Source organism: Candidatus Pelagibacter sp., from assembly GCF_052049975.1.
Lineage (GTDB): Bacteria > Pseudomonadota > Alphaproteobacteria > Pelagibacterales > Pelagibacteraceae > Pelagibacter.
Map to the genome: position 1 here is coordinate 403,629 of NZ_JBNGYZ010000001.1, position 23,767 is coordinate 427,395.

At 31.4% G+C, this 23,767-nt stretch carries 24 protein-coding genes; 2 read left to right on the plus strand and 22 right to left on the minus strand.

Annotated elements, in window-relative coordinates; genetic code table 11:
- Window position 1: 1 nt before the first annotated feature.
- Genes ACTT9U_RS02000 through ffh form a run of 11 tightly spaced genes read right to left on the minus strand, consistent with a single transcriptional unit; the run spans window position 2 to window position 11,532 of the window.
- Window positions 2-1,108, minus strand: a complete 1,107-nt coding sequence (locus ACTT9U_RS02000) for a dimethylsulfoniopropionate demethylase (protein WP_440931522.1) — start codon at window positions 1,106-1,108, stop codon at window positions 2-4.
- Window positions 1,105-1,881, minus strand: coding sequence for an alpha/beta fold hydrolase (locus ACTT9U_RS02005; RefSeq protein WP_440931523.1), 777 nt, complete (start codon window positions 1,879-1,881; stop codon window positions 1,105-1,107). Before ACTT9U_RS02005 ends, ACTT9U_RS02000 begins: the two co-directional genes overlap by 4 nt.
- Window positions 1,882-1,889: 8 nt before the next feature.
- Window positions 1,890-3,506 carry a long-chain-fatty-acid--CoA ligase gene (locus ACTT9U_RS02010; protein ID WP_440931524.1) on the minus strand — a complete coding sequence of 539 codons (1,617 nt, stop codon included), beginning with the start codon at window positions 3,504-3,506 and terminating at the stop codon, window positions 1,890-1,892.
- A gap of 1 nt (window position 3,507) precedes the next feature.
- On the minus strand, window positions 3,508-5,271 hold the full coding sequence (locus tag ACTT9U_RS02015; protein ID WP_440931525.1) for an acyl-CoA dehydrogenase C-terminal domain-containing protein: 1,764 nt from the start codon (window positions 5,269-5,271) through the stop codon (window positions 3,508-3,510).
- A 26-nt stretch (window positions 5,272-5,297) separates the two neighbouring features.
- Window positions 5,298-6,404, minus strand: coding sequence for a 3-isopropylmalate dehydrogenase (gene leuB / locus ACTT9U_RS02020; protein ID WP_440931526.1), 1,107 nt, complete (start codon window positions 6,402-6,404; stop codon window positions 5,298-5,300).
- Window positions 6,397-7,002 carry a 3-isopropylmalate dehydratase small subunit gene (gene leuD, locus ACTT9U_RS02025; protein WP_440931527.1) on the minus strand — a complete coding sequence of 202 codons (606 nt, stop codon included), beginning with the start codon at window positions 7,000-7,002 and terminating at the stop codon, window positions 6,397-6,399. Before leuD ends, leuB begins: the two co-directional genes overlap by 8 nt.
- On the minus strand, window positions 7,002-8,405 hold the full coding sequence (leuC, locus tag ACTT9U_RS02030) for a 3-isopropylmalate dehydratase large subunit (protein WP_440931528.1): 1,404 nt from the start codon (window positions 8,403-8,405) through the stop codon (window positions 7,002-7,004). The genes leuD and leuC overlap by 1 nt, the downstream gene beginning before the upstream one ends.
- Window positions 8,406-8,415: 10 nt before the next feature.
- Entirely contained in the window at window positions 8,416-8,970 is a 555-nt protein-coding gene (rplS, locus tag ACTT9U_RS02035; RefSeq protein WP_440931529.1) for a 50S ribosomal protein L19, read from the minus strand.
- Between the two features lie 15 nt (window positions 8,971-8,985).
- Window positions 8,986-9,675, minus strand: coding sequence for a tRNA (guanosine(37)-N1)-methyltransferase TrmD (gene trmD, locus ACTT9U_RS02040; protein ID WP_440931530.1), 690 nt, complete (start codon window positions 9,673-9,675; stop codon window positions 8,986-8,988).
- 14 nt (window positions 9,676-9,689) lie between these two features.
- Window positions 9,690-10,160, minus strand: a complete 471-nt coding sequence (rpsP, locus tag ACTT9U_RS02045) for a 30S ribosomal protein S16 (RefSeq protein WP_440931531.1) — start codon at window positions 10,158-10,160, stop codon at window positions 9,690-9,692.
- A 10-nt stretch (window positions 10,161-10,170) separates the two neighbouring features.
- Complete coding sequence (gene ffh, locus ACTT9U_RS02050) at window positions 10,171-11,532, minus strand: signal recognition particle protein (protein ID WP_440931532.1); 1,362 nt, start codon at window positions 11,530-11,532, stop codon at window positions 10,171-10,173.
- A gap of 160 nt (window positions 11,533-11,692) precedes the next feature.
- Here ffh and dapF point away from each other — a divergent pair, with 160 nt between their 5' ends.
- Both dapF and ftsY read left to right on the plus strand, forming a co-directional pair.
- Entirely contained in the window at window positions 11,693-12,517 is an 825-nt protein-coding gene (dapF, locus tag ACTT9U_RS02055; protein ID WP_440931533.1) for a diaminopimelate epimerase, read from the plus strand.
- Window positions 12,517-13,434 (plus strand): signal recognition particle-docking protein FtsY, encoded by a 918-nt coding sequence (gene ftsY / locus ACTT9U_RS02060; RefSeq protein WP_440931534.1) that lies wholly within the window; start codon window positions 12,517-12,519, stop codon window positions 13,432-13,434. Before dapF ends, ftsY begins: the two co-directional genes overlap by 1 nt.
- Before the next feature lies 1 nt (window position 13,435).
- On the opposite strand, the gene ACTT9U_RS02065 is transcribed toward ftsY, so the two are convergent.
- From ACTT9U_RS02065 to ACTT9U_RS02115, 11 genes are all read right to left on the minus strand, one after another.
- A complete protein-coding gene (locus ACTT9U_RS02065) occupies window positions 13,436-14,254 on the minus strand; it encodes an alpha/beta hydrolase (protein ID WP_440931535.1) in 819 nt (272 codons plus the stop codon).
- Window positions 14,238-15,143, minus strand: coding sequence for a DMT family transporter (locus ACTT9U_RS02070; protein WP_440931536.1), 906 nt, complete (start codon window positions 15,141-15,143; stop codon window positions 14,238-14,240). Before ACTT9U_RS02070 ends, ACTT9U_RS02065 begins: the two co-directional genes overlap by 17 nt.
- Before the next feature lie 11 nt (window positions 15,144-15,154).
- Entirely contained in the window at window positions 15,155-15,331 is a 177-nt protein-coding gene (locus ACTT9U_RS02075) for a hypothetical protein (protein WP_440931537.1), read from the minus strand.
- A gap of 2 nt (window positions 15,332-15,333) precedes the next feature.
- The gene (locus ACTT9U_RS02080) at window positions 15,334-16,662 is read right to left on the minus strand and encodes an amidase (protein ID WP_440931538.1); all 1,329 of its coding nucleotides are present in this window, start codon (window positions 16,660-16,662) and stop codon (window positions 15,334-15,336) included.
- Window positions 16,663-16,673: 11 nt separating this feature from the next.
- A complete protein-coding gene (locus ACTT9U_RS02085; RefSeq protein ID WP_440931539.1) occupies window positions 16,674-18,035 on the minus strand; it encodes a TRAP transporter large permease in 1,362 nt (453 codons plus the stop codon).
- On the minus strand, window positions 18,025-18,615 hold the full coding sequence (locus ACTT9U_RS02090; RefSeq protein ID WP_440931825.1) for a TRAP transporter small permease subunit: 591 nt from the start codon (window positions 18,613-18,615) through the stop codon (window positions 18,025-18,027). The genes ACTT9U_RS02085 and ACTT9U_RS02090 overlap by 11 nt, the downstream gene beginning before the upstream one ends.
- A 92-nt stretch (window positions 18,616-18,707) precedes the next feature.
- A complete protein-coding gene (locus ACTT9U_RS02095; RefSeq protein ID WP_440931540.1) occupies window positions 18,708-19,868 on the minus strand; it encodes a TRAP transporter substrate-binding protein in 1,161 nt (386 codons plus the stop codon).
- A gap of 124 nt (window positions 19,869-19,992) precedes the next feature.
- On the minus strand, window positions 19,993-20,787 hold the full coding sequence (locus ACTT9U_RS02100; RefSeq protein ID WP_440931541.1) for a DUF4198 domain-containing protein: 795 nt from the start codon (window positions 20,785-20,787) through the stop codon (window positions 19,993-19,995).
- Complete coding sequence (locus ACTT9U_RS02105) at window positions 20,771-21,844, minus strand: ABC transporter ATP-binding protein (protein ID WP_440931542.1); 1,074 nt, start codon at window positions 21,842-21,844, stop codon at window positions 20,771-20,773. Before ACTT9U_RS02105 ends, ACTT9U_RS02100 begins: the two co-directional genes overlap by 17 nt.
- Window positions 21,837-22,916: an ABC transporter ATP-binding protein gene (locus ACTT9U_RS02110; protein WP_440931543.1), complete on the minus strand. Its 1,080-nt coding sequence runs from the start codon at window positions 22,914-22,916 to the stop codon at window positions 21,837-21,839. The genes ACTT9U_RS02105 and ACTT9U_RS02110 overlap by 8 nt, the downstream gene beginning before the upstream one ends.
- Window positions 22,916-23,764 carry a carbohydrate ABC transporter permease gene (locus tag ACTT9U_RS02115; RefSeq protein ID WP_014954021.1) on the minus strand — a complete coding sequence of 283 codons (849 nt, stop codon included), beginning with the start codon at window positions 23,762-23,764 and terminating at the stop codon, window positions 22,916-22,918. Before ACTT9U_RS02115 ends, ACTT9U_RS02110 begins: the two co-directional genes overlap by 1 nt.
- Between the last annotated feature and the right edge of the window lie 3 nt (window positions 23,765-23,767).

Sequence of the window (23,767 nt, forward strand, 5' to 3'; positions counted from 1 at the left end):
ACTAGATGAATGGCAAATCACAAACTTTTCCAGAAACTTTTTTATCATCAATATTAAGGTAAACAGTTTGTGATGCCTTGCAAAAGGGTTCGCTAATCATAGCTATGCCTATTACTTTTTCAAAATGAGGTGAAAAACATGCAGATCTTAAATCACCAATTTTTTTTTCATTTTCATAAATATCAAGTGATTTGGTTATTGAAAGTTTTTCCAAATCTAAAATTACGCCCATTAATTTTCTTTCTATTCCTTTTGATTTAATTTCCTTTAATTTTTCTTTTCCTAAAAACTCAATATCACTATCTATATTTACGTATTTTTCAAAACCACACTCATAAGGATTGTCATTATTATCAAAATCATTTCCATACGATAATAATCCACTTTCAATTCTCTCAATCAAATTTGGACAACCAGCTTTTACATTTAAATCTTTTCCTTTCTCAAATAATTGGTCATATAACTCTACTCCAGAAGAGGTATTTTCTACATAAATTTCAAAACCACCTTGCTTTGACCAACCTGATCTTGCTATTAAATGTTTCGTTCCTTGAAAATCATAAAAATCAAATCCAAAAAATTTTAAATCTAAAATTTTCTTCCCAAAAATTTTTTCCATTAAAGCAAAAGATTTTGGACCTTGTACTGCAATAATATCTACATTAGGTTCAAAGATGTTAACATCAAATTTGTGTCCATGAGCAAGACCTTTTGCAAAAAATATTACATCGGAGTCTGCTATTGATATCCAAAATCTATTTTCATCAAGTTTTAGTACAACAGGATCATTAACCATTTTCCCATTTTCATCAATTATAGGACAATAATAACAACGACCAATTTTAGATTTAGACAAATCTCTACAAGTCATTAGCTGAACTAATTTTGCCGCATCCTTTCCAACTATTTCTACTTGTCTCTCAGCTGCAACATCCCAAACTTGAACATCTTTTTTTAAGTGATCACATGATTCTTCCAATGAACCAAAAGCTGCTGGTAATAGCATGTGATTATAAACTGTATAAGCTGTAACTCCTTGTTTTTCTATTCTAGAAGTATAAGGAGTGCTTCTAAGTCTTCTTGATTTTGCTATTAAGTAGTTTTTCATTTATTTAGAAATTCTAGGATCTTGTCTCTCATTTCAAAAGCTTTTTCAATCATAATCATATGACCACAATTTTCTATAATATGTGTTGAACTATCTTTAATAAGTTCAGCAAATTTATGCCCATTATCTAGATTTACCATTTTATCTAATTTTCCAAAAATTAATAAGGTTGGGTTTTTAATTGTATTTGCTGCATTTAAGCCATTCGAATAAGTATTACATGCTTTTAAATCTACAGCTAATATTTCACTTATATCTCTTGGAGATTTAATTATTCTTTCTACTGGGTTCCCACCAATAAATTTTTTTGAACCTTCGTATCCCCATTTCATCATTAACTTGACGGCATCAGAGTCCCCACTTTCAGCAAGATTTATCAAATCAGCATGAACTGGCATTTTGTATGAGCCTCCAACAAAAATAATCTTATTTATTCTCTCAGAATATTTAGAAGCATATTCTAAAATTTCTAGGCATCCTTGAGAATGCCCAATAAGATTAATTTTTTCTAATTTCAATTTTGAAAAAAAAATTTCTAACCATTCAGCAATCTCTTCTATTGTTTTTAAACATGGTCCCTCAGAATTTCCATGACCAGGTAAATCAATTGATAATACATTAAAATTTTTATTTGAAAAAAATTGTTCAGATAAAGACCAAACTATATGTGACAAGCCACTACCATGTAAAAAAACTATAGTTTCTTTACTAGGATTTATTCCTTGCCCTGCATCTGATGCATGTATTTTTTTATTTTCTATTTCAAAAATCAAGAATAAACCTAAAATTTTTTTCTCAGTTCAAATTTCTGAATTTTTCCAGTTGATGTTTTTGGTAATTCACAAAATTCGATGTATTTTGGAATTTTAAATCCAGCTAACGTTTCTCTACAAAAATCCATTAATTCTTTATCAGTTACATCTTTATCTTTAACTTTTTCTATAAAGGCAGCTGGAACTTCGCCCCATTTTTCATCAGGTTTTGCAACAACTGCTGCGATTGATACTGCTGGATGTTTGGATAAAGTATTTTCAATTTCAATAGAAGAAATGTTTTCACCTCCTGAAATTATTATATCTTTAGATCTATCTTGAATTTTTATATAACCATCAGGATGAACTACTGCTAAATCTCCAGAGTGAAACCAACCTCCAGCCATCGCTTTATCAGTGGCTCCTTTATCTTTAAAATATCCCTTCATAACAACATTTCCTCTAATCATAATTTCACCCATAGTTTTTCCATCTTGTGGTACGGGTTCCATATTTTCTGGGTTCATAACTTTAATATCTTCTGTATTCGGATATCTAACACCTTGTCTTGCTTTAATTTCATTTTTTTTATCCTCATCAAATGAATTCCATTCATCATTCCATGCACATTGTGAAACATGACCGTATGTTTCTGTAAGACCATAAACATGCATCACCTCAAAACCTAATGCCTCCATTTTTTTAAATATTATACTTGGAGGTGGAGCTCCAGCTGTAAGCACATAAACTTTATGTTCTAGTTTTTTTTGATCTTTTTCTGATGCACCTGTTATCATATTTAAAACTATTGGCGCTCCTCCAAAATGAGTAACTTTATGCTTAATAATTAATTCAAAAATTTTTTTTACATCTATGTTTCTTAAGCAAACTGTTTTTCCATTCAGCATTGGAATTGTCCACGGATATCCCCAACCATTACAATGAAACATTGGAACTATTGTTAAAAAACTTAATCTGTTTGGCATATTCCAAGCAACAGCACTTCCTGTTGACATTAAATATGATCCTCTATGATGATATACTACACCTTTTGGATTTCCGGTTGTACCTGAGGTATAATTTAAAGAAATGGCTTGCCATTCATCTTTTGGTCTTTTCCAAATGTAATTGTCATCCCCAGTATTTAAAAAATCTTCATATTCATGTTCCCCAATTTTCTTTAATAAACTTTGATCCGCAAAATTATCTTGGATATCAATTATTATTGGCTTTTTTTTTAAGTGTTCCATTACTTTTGAAATCACAGAATGAAATTGTCTATCTACAATAAATACTTTGGCTTCACTGTGCTCAAGTATATATTGTACAGTCTTAGCATCTAATCTAACGTTTATTGTATTTAATATTGCACCCGTCATTGGAACAGAGTAATGAGCTTCAAAAATTTCAGGGGTATTCATAGCCATTACGGAAACGGTATCTCCTAATCCAATACCTATTTTTTCTAGAGCACTCGCAAACTTAGTACACCTTCTATAAACATCACTCCAAGTATAACTTCTGTTTTCATAAACCAAGGCTTCATAATTTGGGTAAATATCTTTTGCTCTTTCTAAAAAAGTCAGAGGAGTTAAAGGAACAAAATTTGCATCATTTTTATCTAAATTTTGGTCGTAATTGCTCATATTAATTAAAGTTGAATTTCATTATATAATCACTTCCAGTCTTGACGCTTTTAAAGTGACTTTCGGCTCTTGGTAAAACTCTATTAAAATAAAACTGAGCAGTTTGAATTTTTTCTTCATGAAATTTCTTATTTTCATCGTAGTCTCTAAAAGAAACCTCAAGAACTTTAATCCATGCGAATGCAACTGAAACATAACCTAAAGCTTTTAAATAATCATTACAAGCTGCACTAGCATCATCTTTTTGATTTTTTATTTTATCTTTTATCCAAGAAGTAAATTCTTTAAGATCAGTCAGAGAATTTTTTAAATCTTCAACAAAAGGTTTAATTTTTGTATCTGATGATGAACATTCTTCCTCAATCATTTTAAGGTAGTCATCAATAATATCTCCATTTTTATTAACTAATTTTCTAAAAACTAAATCAGCTGCCTGAACAGAATTAGTACCTTCGTAAATTGGAGTAATCCTATTATCTCTGTAAAGTTGCTCGATACCCTGGTCTTTTGTATAGCCATATCCACCAAATATCTGCATTGCATCATTTGTTATTTCCATCCCTAAATCGGTAAATAAAGATTTTACAACTGGTGTCATAAGTGAAACATAATTTAAGGCTTTTTGTTTAATACTCTTATCTTCGTGATACAAACTTACTTCTGTTTGTTGGGATAACCAAAAACATAAAGCTCTCTCTCCCTCGATTATCGATTTCATATTCAATAAAGATCTCCTGATATCAGCATGTTCAATAATGAAGTCTGCACCATTTGTTGATTTAGTATTATTTGTTTTTCCTTGTTTTCTTTCTTTCGCATATGCTAACGAATTTTGATATGCAATTTCAGAAATTCCTAATCCCTGGATACCAACTACAATTCTTTCTAAATTCATCATAGTAAACATTGCATTTAAACCTTTGTCCTTCTGTCCAATCATGTAACCTTCAGCTTCATCAAAATTTAATACACATGTGGCAGAACCTTTAATCCCCATTTTACTCTCAATAGATCCTGTTGAAATTCCATTTCTTTGACCAACCGAACCATCTTCCTTAACAATAAATTTTGGTACTAAAAATAAACTTATTCCTTTTGTTCCTGCTGGTGAATCACTAACTCTTGCTAAAACTAAATGAATTATATTTTCAGTTAAATCATGATCCCCTGATGTAATAAAAATTTTTTGTCCACTTATTTTATAAGTACCATTGCCTTGTTCTACAGCTTTTGTTTTTAAAAGACCAAGATCAGTTCCACATACTGGTTCTGTCAAGCACATAGTCCCACTCCATTTACCCTCAACAATTTTTGGTAAATATTTATTTTTCATCTCATCAGATGCATGATGATTTATACAATTGTAAGCTCCAATACTTAGTTCGCTGTAAAGTTTAAATGATAAACTTGATGAAGATAACATTTCATCAAAAAAGGCACTTACCGTTTTTGGCATTCCTTGACCTCCATATTTTGGATCACAAGAAAGTGAAGTCCAACCATCTTCTATATATTTTTGATAAGCTTCTTTATATCCAGGAGGTGTTCTAACCACTCCATTTTCTAGCACAGTTGGATTTTCATCACCTGCTTTTGCAAGTGGTAAAATTATATTTTGGTTAATTTTTGCTGCCTCTTCCAAAATATCTCTAACTAAATCAGAACTTACTTCTTTATATTTTTCGAGTTCATTATAATTTTTATTGTTTCTTAATTTTTCATAAAGAAACATCATATCTTCAACTGGTGCTGTATAACTTGGCATATGGAAAGTTTAAGTGAAATAATTAATTAATTCAATTTCGAAATTATCGCGTCACCCATTTGAGAAGTAGAAACTTCCTTGGTTCCTTCAGATAAAATATCTTTAGTCCTTAATCCGTCATTTAACACTTCTTGAACTGCATTTTCTAGTGAGTCTGCCTCTTTATCTAGGTCTAATGAATATCTTAATGCCATAGCAAAACTTAATATTGTTGCAATTGGGTTTGCTATTCCTTTTCCAGCAATATCAGGCGCAGAACCATGAATTGGTTCGTACATAGCTCTCATTTCTCCATCTTTATTTTTTGCACCTAATGATGCTGACGGTAATAATCCTAAGGAACCTGTTAACATTGATGCTTGATCTGAAAGCATATCACCAAATAAATTATCAGTTACAATTACATCAAATTGTTTTGGATATCTTAGTAATTGCATTGCGCAATTATCCGCAAGCATATGACTGAGTTCAACATCTTTATATTCATTATCATGTAGTGTTTGAACTTCTTCTTTCCAAAGCTGTCCTGCTTCCATCACATTTGATTTTTCACAAGATGTAACTTTATTTGATCTCTTCCTTGCTAGATCAAAGGCAATTCTTGCAACTCTTGTTATTTCACTACTTGTATAAGTATGAGTATTAATTCCTTTTCTCTCTCCATTTTCTATTGGTTTAATTCCTCTTGGTTCTCCAAAGTAAATCCCACCAGTAAGCTCTCTCACAATCATAATGTCTAGCCCTGAAACTATTTCTGGTTTTAACGTTGATGCATCAACCAGTTGTTTAAAACATATTGCAGGTCTTAAGTTAGCAAATAGCTTTAATTCTTTTCGTAATTTTAATAATGCTCTTTCTGGTTTTTTTGAGAATTCTATATTATCCCATTTAGGTCCACCCACAGCTCCTAACATCACTACAGCACTTTCTTGAGCTTTATAGAAAACTTCGTCTGTTAAAGGAGTTCCATGTTTGTCATAAGAACAACCTCCAGCAAGATCCTCATCTATTTCAAAATCAAGTGACTTCTTTGAGTTAAACCAATTTATAATTTTTTTTACTTCCCCAGTAACTTCTGGACCGATACCATCTCCAGCTAGCAGAAGAATTTTTCTTTTTTTTACTTTAATCATTAAAAATCCAAGGTTTTTGCTTTTTCAAATTTTTTTCAAAAGTTTCTATTTTTTCTGATTTCTTTAAAGATAGAGCAATATCATCAAGACCTTCTAATAAACATTTTTTTTTAAATGGATCAATTTCGAATTTAATCTCATTGTTTCCATAAATTATTTTTTCTCCTTCAAGGTTTATCGAAATCTCCTCTTGTCTATTTGAATATTCTGATAATTCTTTAATTTTTTCTTCCTCAACAATTATTGGGAGAATCCCATTTTTAAAACAGTTATTATAAAATATATCAGCGAAGCTTGAACTAATCACACAAGTAATTCCAAAATCTAATAATGCCCAAGGAGCATGTTCTCTTGAAGAACCACATCCAAAGTTTTTACCAGCTATCAATATTTTTGAATTATCGTGAGGATTTTTATTTAAAATAAAATCATCTATCTTTGTTCCATTTTCATCATATCTCATTTCAAAAAATAAATTTTTTCCAAGACCTGTTCTTTTTATTGTCTTTAAAAATTGTTTTGGAATAATCATATCTGTATCGATATTCACAATTGGCAAATATGCAGGTATGCTTTTTAATTTATTAAATTTTTGCATTAATTCTTAAACTTTCTAACATCATCAAGATTTCCTGAGATTGCTGCAGCGGCAGCCATACCTGGACTAACTAAATGTGTTCTTCCACCTCTGCCTTGTCTACCTTCAAAATTTCTGTTTGAAGTAGATGCGCATCTTTCTTCTGGTTTCAATTTATCTGCATTCATCGCTAAACACATTGAGCAACCCGGCTCTCTCCATTCAAATCCAGAATTTATGAATATTTTGTCTAATCCCTCTTGTTCTGCTTGCTCTTTTACTAATCCAGATCCTGGAACTACCATTGCGTGAACGTGACTAGCTTTTTTCTTATCTTTTAAAATCTTGGCCGCTTCTCTCAAATCTTCAATTCGACCATTAGTACAACTCCCGATAAAAACCTTATCTATTTTTATATCTGTTGCTGACATGTCTGGTTTTAATCCCATGTATTTTAAAGCTCTTTCTATTGAGCTTTTTTTATCTTCGTCTTTTTCATTATTTGGGTTTGGAACTTTTCCATCTATTGTAATTACATCTTGTGGTGATGTTCCCCAAGTAATCATTGGTTTAATTTCATTCGCATCAAGATTGATTTCTTTATCAAAAGATGCTCCTTCATCAGACTTTAATTTTTCCCAATACTCGACTGCTTTATTCCAATCATCTCCAGTTGGAGACATTGGTTTTCCCTTTAAATAATCAAATATTTTTTGGTCTGGCGCAATTAAACCAGCTCTTGCACCGCCTTCAATTGTCATATTGCAAATTGTCATTCTTTGTTCAACACTCAAAGAACTTATTAAATCTCCTGAATATTCTACTACGCAACCAGTCCCACCTGCTGTACCTATCTTTCCAATTATTTGCAAAATTACATCTTTAGAAGTTACTCCTAAAGGTAATTTTCCATTTACATTAATTCTAAAATTTTTTGCTTTTTTTTGAACTAAAGTTTGTGTGGCTAAAACATGCTCTACTTCTGAAGTCCCTATACCAAAAGCTAATGCACCAAATGCGCCATGTGTTGCTGTATGACTGTCACCACAAACAATTACAGTACCAGGTTGAGTAAAACCTTGTTCAGGACCAATTATATGAACAATACCTTGTCTTTTATCATCCATACCAAACAACTGTACTCCAAATTCTTTACAATTTTTCTCTAACGTTTCGACTTGAATTTTTGAATCTTCATCTGCAATTCCTTTAGTCCTATCAGTTGTAGGGACATTGTGATCTGCAACAGCTAATGTTAAAGCTGAATGTCTTACTTGTCTTTTTGAGTTTCTTAAGCCTTCAAAAGCTTGTGGACTTGTAACTTCATGAACCAAATGTCTATCAACAAATAGTAAAGCAGTTCCATCATCTTGAATATCAACGAGATGATCATTCCAAATTTTATCGTATAGTGTTTGGGCCATTTAGAAAAAATTATTTTTTTTCTTCTGTGCTTTCCGTTTTTGCTTCAGGTTCAGAGCTAGCTTCTTTTGCTTCTGGTTTAGCTGGAGCTTCTGCTTTAACAGCTTCCGTTGCCTCTTTTGTAGGAGTCTCTGACTCTACTACAGGAGGAGAAACGTTTTCTTCAGTAACAGTCTCCGGTTTTGTTTCAACATCTATACCAATGTTCTTTCTAATCTTCTCTGCAATCCTTGCTGATTTACCAGTTCTCTCTCTTAAATAATATAACTTTGCTCTTCTTACTTTACCTGATCTAATAACTGTAATTGAGTCAATTACTGGACCATATAATGGGAATGTTCTTTCAACACCCTCACCAAAAGATATCTTCCTAACAGTAAATGAAGAGTTAATGTCTCTACTTTTTTTAGCAATACAAACACCTTCAAAGTATTGAATTCTTTCTTTCTTACCTTCTGTTATTCTTACTCCAACCTTAACTACATCACCTGGATAAAAAGCTGGGATTTTCTTTTCAGAAAGAATTTGTTTAACTTTACTTTGGTTTATCTCTTCAATCGTTTTCATTTTTTAATACTCGGTTTAATTTTTTTTGTTATATTTTTCCCACAAATCTGGTCTTCGGACGCGTGTTATAGCCTCAGATTGAGATAAACGCCAGTCTTTAATTTTAGCGTGATCTCCAGATAATAAGACATTTGGCACTGATTTTTCCTCCCAAATTGGTGGTTTTGTATATTGAGGATACTCCAAAAGCCCATTTTCAAAGCTTTCATCATTAATGGATTGGTCGTTGCCTAGAACACCAGGTAATAATCTTAAAACACTATCTAGAACTACATACGCTGCTGTTTCTCCACCAGATAAAACAAAATCTCCCAAACTAATTTCTTCAATTTTTCTGGTTGAAAGAATTCTTTCATCTACACCTTCAAAATGTCCACAAATTATTGAAATAGATTTTTCTTTAGAAAGATCTTTGGCAAATTTTTGATCAAACAATTTACCTTTAGGTGAAAGATAAAATATTCTTTCATCTTTAACTTTGTTTTCATCTATCGATTTTGCAAGAATATCTGGTTTCATCAACATGCCTGAACCTCCACCATACGGGGTATCATCAACAGTTTTATGTTTATCAGTTGCATAATCTCTAATGTTTACAACTTTAAGGTCCCATATTTTTTTCGACATAGCTTTTCCATAAAGTCCCTTTGATAAGGGTCCTGGAAAATATTCTGGGTAAAGCGTAAATATTTGAGCTTGCCACATATAATTTTAACTGTTTATTTTTTTTCCTCAGCTGCTGGTGCTGCATCTGCTTTAGGAGCTTCTTCTTTTGGAGCTTCTGCTGCTGCTGGTGCTGCATCTGCTTTAGGAGCTTCTTCTTTTGGAGCTTCTGCTGCTGCTGGTGCTGCATCTGCTTTAGGAGCTTCTGCTGACTCACCTTCTTTTTTTCTCTCTTTTTTTGGAACTGCCTTTTGAGGATTATTTCCATTTGCAGGCATAGGCATTAATTCGTTTTCACCTAAAATTCTTGCAACTCTCGTAGTTGGTTTTGCACCTTGACCAAGCCAATACTTAATTCTTTCAGCCTCTAAACCTACTCTCTCCTTTTTTTCTTTTGGAAGAAGAGGATTAAAAAATCCCACTTTTTCAATAAATCTTCCATCTCTTGGGAATCGACTGTCTGCTACAACAACTTTATAAACAGGTCTTTTTTTTGTACCCCCTCTAGATAATCTAAGTTTTAACATTTATTCTCCTTTATTGTTTTAATTGATTAAATAATTCTGGTGGAATTCCTTTATCAGACATTCCTTTCAGATTTCCTTTTGACATCTTTTTCATCATTTCAGACATCATTTTAAATTGCTTGAGCAACTTATTGATAGTGGCTGGATCAGTTCCAGAACCATTAGCAATTCTTTTTTTTCGAGAACCATTAATTATTTTAGGATTCTCTCTTTCTTTTTTTGTCATGGATAAAATTATAGCTTCATTCTTTGTTATAATACTTTCATCTACACCAGCAGCATCCATTTGTGATTTCATTTTAGATACTCCAGGCATAAAAGACATTATTCCTTCAATACCACCCATTTTTTTCATTTGTCTCAATTGTGATAAATAATCTTCCATTGAGAATTGGCCTTTTTTTAAATTTTCTTCAGCTTTTTTTAAATTTTCTTCACCTAGATCTTGAGCAGCTTTTTCCACAAGAGAAACAATATCTCCCATACCAAGAATTCTGTTTGCAATACGATCAGGATGAAATGCTTCAAAATTATCTATTTTTTCCCCAATACCTAAAAACTTAATCGGAACTTGAGATATGAATTTCATACTAACAGCAGCACCACCTCTCGCATCACCATCAGCTCTTGTTAAAATTATTCCAGAAAGATTAACTGTGTTTTTAAATTCTTTTGCAACAGAAGCTGCAACTTGACCCGTAAGTGAATCTGCAACTAAAATTGTTTCTGTCGGGTTAATGATACTTTCAATTTGTTTAATCTCGCTCATCATTTGAAGGTCTATTTGAGTTCGTCCTGCTGTATCAAATAAGATAACTTCTGCCCCATTAAGGTTTGCTGCGCTTATAGCTCTTCTACAAATATCTGCAGGTTGCTGACCCTCAATTATTGGTAAGGTTAATATATTGTTTTGTTCACCAAGAGTTTTTAATTGTTCTTGCGCAGCTGGTCTGTAAATATCTAAACTGACCATCATTACTTTTTTCTTCTTATTTAACTCAATAAATTTCGCTAATTTTGCTGTAGTAGTTGTTTTACCTGATCCCTGTAAACCTACTAGCATCATAGGCACGGGTGGAACCGCATTTAAATTAAGATCTTGATTGCTGTCTCCAAGAAAGTTTACCAATTCATCATATACAATCTTAACAACCATATCTCCCGGAGATGTGGATCTTATAATTTCTTGACCTAAAGCTTTAGGTTTAACAGTTTCTACAAATTGTTTTGCTACCTCTAAAGAAACATCGGCTTCTAATAAAGCTTGCCTAATGCTTCTTAATCCTTCATCTACTTGTTTCTCATCAAGTGAAGGAGCTTTTTTCAGTGAAGAAAATATTTCTTCAAATTTATTTGTTAAGTTTTCAAACATATTTACAACGCACAGCAGTAATCGCACTAGTGTGCGAACCCTCGCTGACTAGTGTCGATCTCTTTGTTTCCAAAGACACCGCAAATTAAACGTTTTTGCGGAAACTGCTGCAAATTATAATAGAGGTTCAAAAAGTCAATAAATAAGTTAAATAAGATATATGAACATTAAAGCTTACAAAATGGATGGTTTAGGTAATGATTTTGTAATTATAGACGCTAGAACAGAAGAAATTAAACTTTCTAATGATCAAATAATTAAAATTTGTGATCGTGAATATATCGGCTGTGATCAACTTATTGTTTTAAAAAAAAATCAAAACACTGATGCATCACTAATTTTCTATAATTCAGATGGAAGTGTATCTGGAGCTTGTGGTAACGGAACAAGATGTATTGCTGAGTTTTTGAATAAAGAAAATAAAAAGGAAACAATAATCCTAACAACATCTTCAGGTGATTTAATTTCAAAAATTTTAGGAGATCGACTTGTAAGTACTGAAATTGGTACACCTAAACTTAAATGGAATGAGATTCCCTTATCGAAAAATTTAAATACCAAAGACTTACAGATAAAAATATCTGATAAAAAAGGAAATGATTTTATTGGTGGCACTGCAGTTAATGTTGGTAACCCGCATGTTATTTTTTTTGTTGAAGATATTTTAAATTTTGAAATTAAAAAGATTGGTCCAGCAATTGAAAACTCTGAACTATTTCCAGAAAAATGTAATGTTACTATTGCTCAAAAAATTAATAATGATCATATAAAAGTTAATGTTTGGGAAAGAGGCGCTGGTCTTACAAAAGCCTGTGGTACGGCAGCTTGTGCAACCGCTTATGCTGGTAAAATAAATCAATTAACTGGAAACAATACAGATATTGAGTTTGCAAGTGGAAAACTATCTATTCTAATTGACGAAAAAGAAAGTATTCACATGAAAGGTTCTGTCTCAGATATTAAAGAGATAAATATTAAAATTTAATGGGTATATTTGAAAAATTTAAAAACGGTTTTAAAAAAAGTGCAGAAGCTTTTTCATCTGGTCTCAAAGAAATAGTTATTAAAAAGGAAATCAATGATGAAATTCTTAATCAAGTTGAAGATTATTTGATTTCATCAGATGTTGGAACTGTTGCGGCATCTGAAATTAAAGAAATTATTTCTAAAAAAAAAATAGATCCTAATAAAGAAATTGCCTCAGAAATTAATTTAATTTTAAAAGGATACATTATTGACTTGATGCAACCTTTAGAAAAACGAAACTTCTTTGAAAAAAAAGATCACTTAAATGTAATTTTAATTTCAGGTGTTAATGGTGTAGGCAAAACAACTACAATTGGAAAATTAAGCAAAATTTTTAAAGAAAAAGATAACAAGGTAATGTTAGCAGCCTCAGATACTTTTAGAGCTGCAGCAATAGAACAATTAGATAATTGGGCAAAAAAAATTAATGTTGAGATATTAAAATCTTCTCAAGGTTCTGATCCTGCTTCAGTTGCTTACAAAGCGGTTGAACAATCAAAAAATAATAATTTTAATCAAACAATCATTGATACTGCAGGAAGACTGCAAAATAAAAAAAATTTAATGGAAGAATACAAAAAAATTGCAAATGTAGTAAAAAAAGTTGAAGGCGATGCTCCGCATGAAGTTATCCTTGTTCTAGATGCAACTTCTGGACAAAATGTAATTAATCAAGTGGAAGAATTTAATAAAATTATTCCAGTTACAGGTTTAGTGATGACAAAGTTAGATGGAACTGCAAAAGGTGGAATACTACTAGCAGTATCTAAAAAGTTTAAACTTCCAATAATTGCCTTGGGCTTAGGTGAAAAAGAAGATGACCTACAAATATTTGATTCTGAAAAATTTGCTGAAGCATTTACAAACAACAAATAAATTAATTTAAGCTTTTTATAAAAATATCTAACTCATTTATTAATTTATCATCATATTCCATCATATGATTGTCTGTTTTGGTTGAATAAAATGTTTTTGGCTCGTTAGCTATTTCAAATAATTTTTTTCCCATATGAAATGGAACTATATTATCTATTTCTCCATGCATAATGAGTATTGGTGAACTTATGTTTGTTATTTTATTTTTATTTTCATATCTATCTTTAAGTAAAATATTTACTGGAACATATGGATAAAATGTTCTTGCTGCATCTATCATAGAAGTAAATGGTGTTTCAAGAATAACACCTGCAAAATCTCTTTTTTGTGCAAGATGAGTTGCAATGCCAGTTCCTAATGACTCTCCATAAAGAACTATATTTCTTTCCTCAACTCCATTCTTTAATAGCCAATTAATTGCACTTTTGCCATCTTCATATAAACCCTTTTCGTTTGGGTTTCCTTCATTTCCACTAAATCCCCTCCATGCTATTAATAGAATATTCAAATCTAACTTATCCAATGCATTCAATTTGTAAATTCTATTTTCTAATAACCCAGCATTTCCATGAAAAAATAATAAAGTTTTAAATTTATTTTTGTCTTTTTCATAATACCAAGCATTAAGATCCAAATTATCTGAAGTTTTTATCTTAATTTTATCTACTTCTATTTTTAGATTATCGCCAAAGTAATTATTCTCATTAGGGTGATATAATAAATTTCTTTGATAAAAATAAAGAAAAAGTAAGAGCAAAATATATACTGTTGGTATCGCAATTAAAAAATACAAGAAAATATCCTTAATTTTTTTTTTCATTTTTTCTTTTTGCTAAAAATACCCCAAAAAATACCAGCACAGTTCCAATCAAATGATAAAATTCAAATTCTTCATTAAATAAAAAATATCCATATACAGCACCATAAACTGTAAAAATATACAATGTAAATCCAGTTATAGATGCTCCTAATCTTTTTTGAGCCATTGTATATAAGGTAAACGCTATAATTCCTGGTGATATAGCAGCAAAAATTACCCAAGTAAAAAATTTGTAATTAAATAATGTGGGCTCAAAAATAAATTGTTCAATTAAATAAAATGGCATTAAGCTTAATGCTCCAAAAAAAGCTACAAGGGTAAATCTTTGAAAAATTTTTAAATCTGTTCTCCAATAAAATAAGTATATAGAATAAAGAGCCCATCCTATTGCGGCACCTAACATCCAAAGATCTCCTATTGTAAATTTTAAACTTAATAAAAGATTCACATCCCCTTTTATAATGATTGCAAACACACCAGTTAAACATGAGACTAAACCAATAAATTTTGTCAAATTTATTTTTTCATTAAAAAAGAAAAAAGAAATTATAATTATAAATACTGGTGATGAAGTATAAATAATTCCCATATTTGTTATCGTAGTAGTTTTGCCTGCTAAAAAAGGGAAAGCTCCACATACACCACATCCCATTGCACCTAGAAAAAATAATTGTTTATATTCTTTTTTAATTATTTCTAAGTTTTTAGTTAATGCTGAAAAAGTAAAAGGGAGCAATATAACAAAAACAGTTACCCACCTCCAAAAAGCAAGTGACAGGGGAGGAACATATTCCACGCCACCTCTTGCAACAACAAGATTACTTGCCATAAAAATGGGTTGAATCAAAAGTAAGAAATAACCAAATAAATTTTTATTTCTTTCTGTCAATTTGGAGAGATTTATTTCTTGTCAAAAAAAGCTTCGTAAACCATCATAATGATAGCAACACCCATCAGAATATAAACTGGCAAAACATCTAAAAAACCAATCATCATTGATCTAGTAAGTGTGGTCGCTAATCCAATTAGAAAAAAAATTGCAAAAGATAGCCCAATTATAGTTGTTATTTTATTCATAATTATTCTTTACACTCCTTTTCTAACCAGTTTGCTACTCCTAAAAACCGGTGATCATCATACTTATCACCAATTATTTGTACTCCTAATGGTAAGTTATTTTCTCCCTCAAGTAAAGGAAGAGATATACATGGTGTGCCCATGTAAGACCAAACTTTATTAAACTCAGCAGTTCCAGTACTCTTAAGTCCTTTGGGCGCAACACCTGGACTAGATGGTGAAAGTACTCCATGATAATCTTCAAAAACTTCTTGGTAAGACTCATAACTTCTTTTCATAAAATCTATAGCTTCTGCATATTCTTTAGCGGAATGTTTATTTCCATTTGCTATTGCATCTTGCATGTATTTTGAAAGTTTCTTTTTAAATTTTTTATAATAAACAAAAAAATTATTTGCTAAGTCTGTTTCATGTATTATTTGATGATATTTATGGATATCTTTAAAATAAGAAGGAGTATCAAACACCTCAATATTTTTTGAGAATGATTTAATAAAATATTCAAATGCACCTTTAGATTTTTTATCAATCAATTTCCAATATTCAGTTTTATAAAAAATAAATTTTGGTTCAAACAATGGTCCTTTTTTTGTCTCTTCTACAAAATTATCAGCAGAATAATGAATTGTTGCAGGATCATATTTATCTTTTTTAATTAGTACCTTTGCAAGCATAGCAACATCTTCTACGGATCTTCCAAACACTCCCATATGATCAAGATTATACGAAGTTCTTAGAACGCCATTACGTGAAATTAAACCGTAAGTTGGTTTATAACCGACGACGCCACAATAAGATGCAGGTCTAATTATTGAACCTCCTGTTTGAGATCCAATTGAAACTGGTGCCATAAAAGAAGCAACGGCTGCAGCTGAACCACTTGAAGAGCCTCCTGGTGTCCTTGAATTATCATGAGGATTGGTTGTCGCTGGTGGTCCTAGAAAAGCAAGTTCTGATGTTGCAGTTTTTCCCATCACTAAAGCACCAGCTGAATGCAACATATCAATTATTTCTGCATTTTGAGAATAAGACTTACCTTTTCTAATAACAGTGCCACACTCTGTGGGCATGTCAATTGTTCCAATAATATCTTTTACTGCAACAGGTACACCATGAAGAGATCCCAAAGGTTTTCCTGATCTTCTATGTTCGTCGGCTTCTTCAGCCTTTTCTAATAAAACTTTTTTATCAAAATGAGCCCAAGCTTTTATATCTTTTTCAAATTTTTCAATTCTTTCTATAAAAGCCTTACAAACATCGACTGATGATAATTGTGCATCCTTTATTTTGGTTGCTAGCTGCTCTAAGCTTAAAGAAATAATCTCTGACATCTAATTAAAAATTAATTTGCAAATAAAGTTTCTGGTAACCATAAAGCAATACCTGGGAAAATATACATCAACACCATAGCAAAAATAACAATTGCTAAGAATGGCATAATTCCACTAAATATTTCCATCAATTCTACATTTTTTGATTGTACACCTTTCAGATAATACGCAGACATGGCCATGGGTGGTGTTAAAAATGAAGTTTGAAGATTCAGTGCAATTAACATTGCAAAGAAATATGGATTTACTCCAAAAAATTCTACTAATGGTAAAAATATAGGCACAAAGATAATTAAAATTTCTGTCCACTCTAGAGGCCATCCTAATAAAAATATAATCAATTGAGTAATAATTAAGAATTGCCAAGGTTGTAAGTTAAGAGATTTAAAGAAATGTTCAAAAACTTCATGGCCTCCTAAATATGAAAATACTGATGCAAAAGTCCAAGATCCAATAAACAGCCACATAATCATAGCTGTTGTTTTTGCAGTTAAAAATACAGACTCTTTAAAGTTTTTCCATTTTAAAGTTTTATAAAAATAAGAAAGAACTAATGAACCGAATGCACCTACCGCTGCTGCTTCTGCCGGAGTTGCAATACCTGCCAAGATAGTTCCTAAAACTAATATAATTAATGAAAATAATGGTAAGAAAGAAACCAAAACTTCTTTCATAATTACTGCTGTTGGTGGTATTTCCTCAGCTTTTGGTTTTGGAGCTATTGAAGGATTTAAATAAGCTCTAGTGACAGCATAAACTATATAAAGTCCAGCTAACATTAAGCCTGGAAAGATGGCTGCTGCAAATAATCTTAGTGGAGACAATTGAGCAATTACCGAATAAACAATTAACATAATGCTTGGTGGAATTAAAATACCAAGACATCCACCTGAACAAATAATTCCTGATGCAAATTTTTTGTCATAACCAGCTTTAACCATTGCTGGCCAAGCTAATAATCCCATTAAAGTTACGACAGCACCTATGATACCAGTGGCTGTTGAAAACAGAGCACATGTAATTAATGCTGCTACCGCCATTGAAGCTGGTAATCTATGTGATGCTAATCTTATTGCAAAAAATAATTTAGCTACAATACCTGCACGTTCAACAAGATAACCCATAAATAAAAATAAGGGGACCGCTGTTAAAACGTTATTATCCATCACAGTGTATGTGTTTTGAACAAAAAGTTGAAATATTCTATTATCAAATAAATGTTCCATTTTAGTTGGATCAAAATATGCGTAATATCCAAAACCTAAACCCATAGCCATTAATGTAAAAGCAATAGGAAAGCCCAATAGAACTGCAAACAAAAACAGTCCCATCATCATGATTGCAATCTCTGGATTTGTTAAACTAAATAACATCTTCTTTGTTTCCTTCTTGAGAAGTTCTCATTAAAATTTTTTCTGTTTCCTCTGCATCGCCTTGAGCATTTCTTTCTGGCCAAGAACCTGTTTGTATGCAAATTATGCACCTAAATACCTCACTTAATCCTTGAATAGATAAAAGAGCACCAGATAAAGGTATTAATGATTTTGCCATATAAATTTGTATTTGTGCTGGACTATTCCAGCTTGTCTCTTTAATTTTCCAAGCTAAAGCAGCGTATTCATAACCATAAAATGCTAGAGCTAGAACACCTGGAAAAAAGAAAATAAAATATAACACTAAGTCGATCCATGCTTGCGTTCTTTGAGAAAACAATCTGTAAATTACATCTCCTCTTACATGCGCTTCTGTACAAAGTGTGTAAGCTCCAGCCATCATAAATATTGCTCCGTACATTTGAAGACTGAAATCAAAATTCCATAATGTGGGTGCATTCAAAGCATAAGCCATGAATACTTCGTAACAAGTTCCACCCATTAAAATAACAATACACCATGAAAATGCTTTTCCCATTGAAACACTCAATCGATCAGCAAATTTAATGTAGGATCTCATCATAATGAACAATTAATAATGTATTGTAACTAATAATCAAATAAAAAAGGGGGGCACAAAGCCCCCCTTTAAATCAATTTAAATTAAACTAATTACAGTTTAACTTTTCCAATTGGACCAAACTCATTTTCGTACGCAAGTTTGTAGTTCGGCTGATTCATTAGTAAGTATTTCATTACTCTCTTAGCGTAAGCTTTTTGAGAATCAACGATCTTCTTAAAGAATGGATCTTTCGCATTGAAATCACCAATTACTTTATCCCAACCTTTTAATTGCTCAGCTAGGATCTCGTCCGATGTTTGGTAAACATTTACCTTATGCTCGTTCATTAACTTAGCTAAGTCAGCTGAGTATCTTACAAGAGCTTTAAAGTAGTTATCACTGTTTGCAGCATAAGCAGCATTTTTCAATATTGCTTGGTGTGCAGGTGATAAACTGTTGTATGTTTTTTTGTTAACCGGTATTTCAAACATCTCTTGTGATTGGTGGAAACTTCCTAAGTGATAATGCTTAGAAACGTCTTGCATACCAAACTGAGAGTCTGAAGTTGGGTTGTTAAACTCAGCAGCTTCAATCAAACCAGTTTTCATTGCTGGTTGGATTTCACCACCTGGTAATTGTCTAACTACCATTCCCATTGCTGTAAGAACGTTAGTTGCAAGACCAACTGTTCTGTACTTCATACCTTTTACATCAGATACTTTAGTTACGTTCTTTTTGAACCAACCAAAAGGCTGAGCAGGCATTGGCATATGGAAGAAACCGATGTAATCGAAACCTACTTTTGCTAAAGTTTCATCGTACAGTTTTCTACCTCCACCGTACTCCATCCATCCCATTACTTCTTGAGATGACATTCCGTATGATGGACCAGTTCCGAATAAAGAAGCTGCTGCATTTTTTCCGTACCAGTATGCAGTCACCCAGTGACCCATATCTACTACACCTGAACTTACAGCTTGTCCGATTTCAGAAGTTTTTACAACTGCACCAACTGGTTGAAGATCAATCTTAAGTGAACCACCAGACATCTCCTCTACCATTTTACAATAGTCTCCTGCCATTTCAAAAAAGATGTTTGCTCCTGATGGCCATGCAGCTTGCATCTTTAATACTTTAGCGTGAGAACCAGCAGTTGCGATGTTTGGCATAGCAACTGTTGCTGCAGCTACAGCACCGGCTTTAGCAGCAGTCTTAAAGAACTTACGTCTTGAAGAAGTTGAATTCTTCAATGATTTTTTTTCTTTAATCATATTTCTCCTTGTTATTTTTAGTTAATTAACCAGCGGGCATCTAATCAAAATACGACTTTAGAATCAATTTAATTTATTGGTGAACACATCTAAATTAGATCAATATACAACTAAAAAGTGCATTTTAATTATTTTGGAAGGTTAAACTCGCCCAGTAACTTATCCAATCAGAAGATAAATTTAACTTGGGCTTATCTTTTGATTTCAAAACTAAAACTGAATTAATTAAATAAACTCTCTCTTTATATATAGCTAAATCAAAATTTCCTTTGCTATCTGTTTTTAGTTGTTCAGTTAAAATTTCGCCGTTGATATTTTTGCTGAATATTTTAACAGGCCAATTTTTTACTAACTTGCCATTATGAAAAACACCAAACTTCAATGAGTTTTTATCAACTTTATCTAGAAGTATTATTTCAAAATCTAAAGTAGGCTTTTCAACAAAAAAGTTTGATTTATCAAAATTAAAAATTGTCTTTGCAAATCTTTTATAATGTTCGGTTGGAATTTTATTTTGATCATAGTTTTTGATAATCGAGGTTAGATTTTGCTCTTCTAAAAAATTCTCAAAACCCTTTAAACTTCGGTATTTAAGAAGTGTAAAATTATTAACATAAGTAAAAATATTAAATTCTTCAGAAATATTAAAACTAAAAGCTGGAAAACTACCATCTTTCTGTTCAAGATTTATCCTGCCTTCTTTATTATTTTCTTTATATAATTGATCTTTAAATTTTCTTTTAAAACCAAATTCTGTTCCTATGAATTCTGTACCAATCTTAATATGGATGATTGAGTTATCAGAGCTTGTATTGAAATTTTCTGGTTCTAACCAAAATTCATGAGCATTAGCATTTAAAGAAAATGATAAAAATAAAAAACTTTTAACGATAATAATTATTCTAAATAAGTTTTTCATCTTCATATACACAACATTTTTCTGCTGGAATATAAAGATTTACCTCATCATTTGAAATAGGTTTTTCTCTTTCAATTTTAGATTTTATTGTAAAATTTTTCATTTTGGCAGTGAGTAATTTAAAATTACCAAAATCTTCAACTTTTTGTACTTTAGCCTTAACGGTATTATTTCCCTCTTTGTCTGCTAAATCGATAAACTCCGATCTTATTCCTAACTTTATATTTTTGTTTTTTACTTTAGATAAATTTGTATTTGTTTTTATTTTTATATCACCCACCTTTACTTCAGTTTCTGAAACAATCTCTGACTCGAATAAATTCATTGCAGGCGAACCAATAAAATATCCCACGAATGTAGTATTTGGTCTCTCAAATAAATCTTTTGGGGAACCTGTTTGAACAACCTCACCTTCGCTCATTACAATAATATTATCTGCAAAGGTCATAGCCTCATTTTGATCATGAGTCACATAAACTAGAGTTGTTTTATATTGTTCATTAATTTCTTTTAAATTTCTTCTTAATCTAAATTTCAAGTCGGGGTCAATTACTGTTAAAGGTTCATCCATCAAAACTGCCGCAACATCCTCTCGCACTAAGCCTCTACCCAAAGATATTAATTGTTTTTGATCAGCAGTTAATTTTCTCGCTGGTAAGTTTAAATAAGAATTTAAGTTTAAAGTTTCTGCAACTGAATTAACTCTTTCATCTATTTTAGATTTTGTAAAATCTCTACATTTTAGAGGAAATGCTAAATTTTCAAAAACTGTCATCGTGCTATAAATAACTGGAAACTGAAATACTTGAGCTATATTTCTGTCTTCTGTTTTTAAATCTGTAACATCTTTGTCATCAAATAATATTTTCCCTGCTGATGGACGTACAAGACCAGACACAATATTAAGCATAGTTGTTTTACCACATCCTGATGGTCCTAAGATTGCATATCTATTTCCATCTTCCCAAGTCATTGAAAAAGGATTTAATGCATAAACCGGATTAGGATCATTTGGATTATAAGAGTGAGAAATATTACTTAAGTCTATTTTAGCCATTTTTACTCCTAAATGGTGAAGAAGCTAAATCTCCGTTAGAATTAAAAGCATAAGCTTTTTCAATTTTAAAATTGATTTTTACCTTGTCATGAATTTTAAAATTCATTACCTCTTCGATTGACATGATTAGTTTGGTATTACCTTTTTTTAAATGAAGGAGGGTTTCCGACCCACTTATTTCAGCTAATTCAACCTCAAACTCATAACCTTTTTCATTTAGTATAATATCTGAAGATCTAAGACCAATTTTAAAATTTTTATTATTTATATTATTAAAATGTTTTGGTGTACCTATTGATATCCCTTCAAAATTTACTTCACTGTTTAAAAGTTCAGCATCAATAATATTCATAGGCGGATCATTTGAAATTTCAGCCACCTTTAAAGAGTTAGGATTTTCAAAAATTTCTTTTGCTGGACCCACTTGTAAAACTTTTCCCTCATCTAATACTATAACCTCTCCATTTAACTCCATTGTTTCTCTCGGGTCTGTAGTGGAGTAAATTAGAATAGTTTCATCCGCTAATCCTTTTAAAAATAAATTTTTGAATTCTTCTCTCAATTGTTCTCTCAGTTTATAATCTAAATTTACTAACGGTTCGTCTAATAATAAAATTTTTGCATTTTTGACTAATGATCTAGCTAGCGAAACTCTCTGTTGTTGTCCTCCCGAAAGTTCTTGAATTTTTCTACTCTCAAAACCAGATAGTCCTACAGATTTAAGAGCATTTATAACCTTTTCATTTATTACATTTGTCTTCATTTTTCTTTGTTTCAAAGGAAATGCAACATTTTCAAAAACATTTAGATGAGGATAATTTATAAACTGCTGGTAAACCATAGCTACATTTCTTTCCCATACGGGTGTTTTGAGAAAATCTTTTCCATCAAAATCTATTTCCCCACTATCTGGGGTAAGTAAACCAGCTATTGTTTTAAGTAACGTTGTTTTTCCAGATAAAGTTCTGCCTAAAATTGTATATAGATTTCCATTTTTAAAATTGAAAGATACATCGTTTAAATGAAATTGATCTGTTGGTTTATAAGATAAATTTTTAGCAACCAGGTCCATTATTTGATTGCTCCAGATAAATTTCCTTTTGATAAATACCTTTCGACAATAAATGCTACAATAATTAAAGGCGCTACAGATACTAATGCTGATGCAGATAAACTCCACCAAGGAGTTACGGATGAATTCAAAGCTACAATTTTGACTGGTAACAACTGAACTTCTGTAAATGTTAAAATAAATGCAAAGAAAAAATCAATCCAACCAAAAATAATACAAAACATACCAGCAACTATTAAGCCTGGTATTGAATTTGGCAGAACTACTTTTAAAAATGCTTGATAAGGATTACATCCGTCTATTAATGCAGTTTCATCTATTTCTTTTGGAACCTTATTAAAAAAATCAACCATGATCCAAACAGCTATTGGCATTAATAAGACTATGTAAACAACAATTAATCCAGAAAGACTATCAAGTAAATCTATAGAACTTAAAAATAAAAAGAATGGAATTGATAAGACGATTGGAGGCATAATTCTTTGAGAAATAAAGAAAAATGTAATGTCATTATTTTTTACAAACCCAGCCTTAAATGTGTATCTTGATAATGCATATGCCGATAGAGTTCCAAGAATAATACTAATTAAACTGGCAGTACATGTAACGAACAAACTATTAAAATAAGGCTCTACAATGTCCACACCTCCTTTTGCAGGAGACTTAATTAAAACTTTCCAACCTTCTAAATTTGGTTCAAAATCAACCCAAGGAATATAAGTTACTCCTGCATTTACAGATTGAAAATCCTTAAAAGATGTTGTCAAAGCCCAAAGAAATGGTGCTACTACAAATATTGTCCAAAAAACTATAAAGAAATATTTTAAAAATATATAAAGTTTATTCATCGT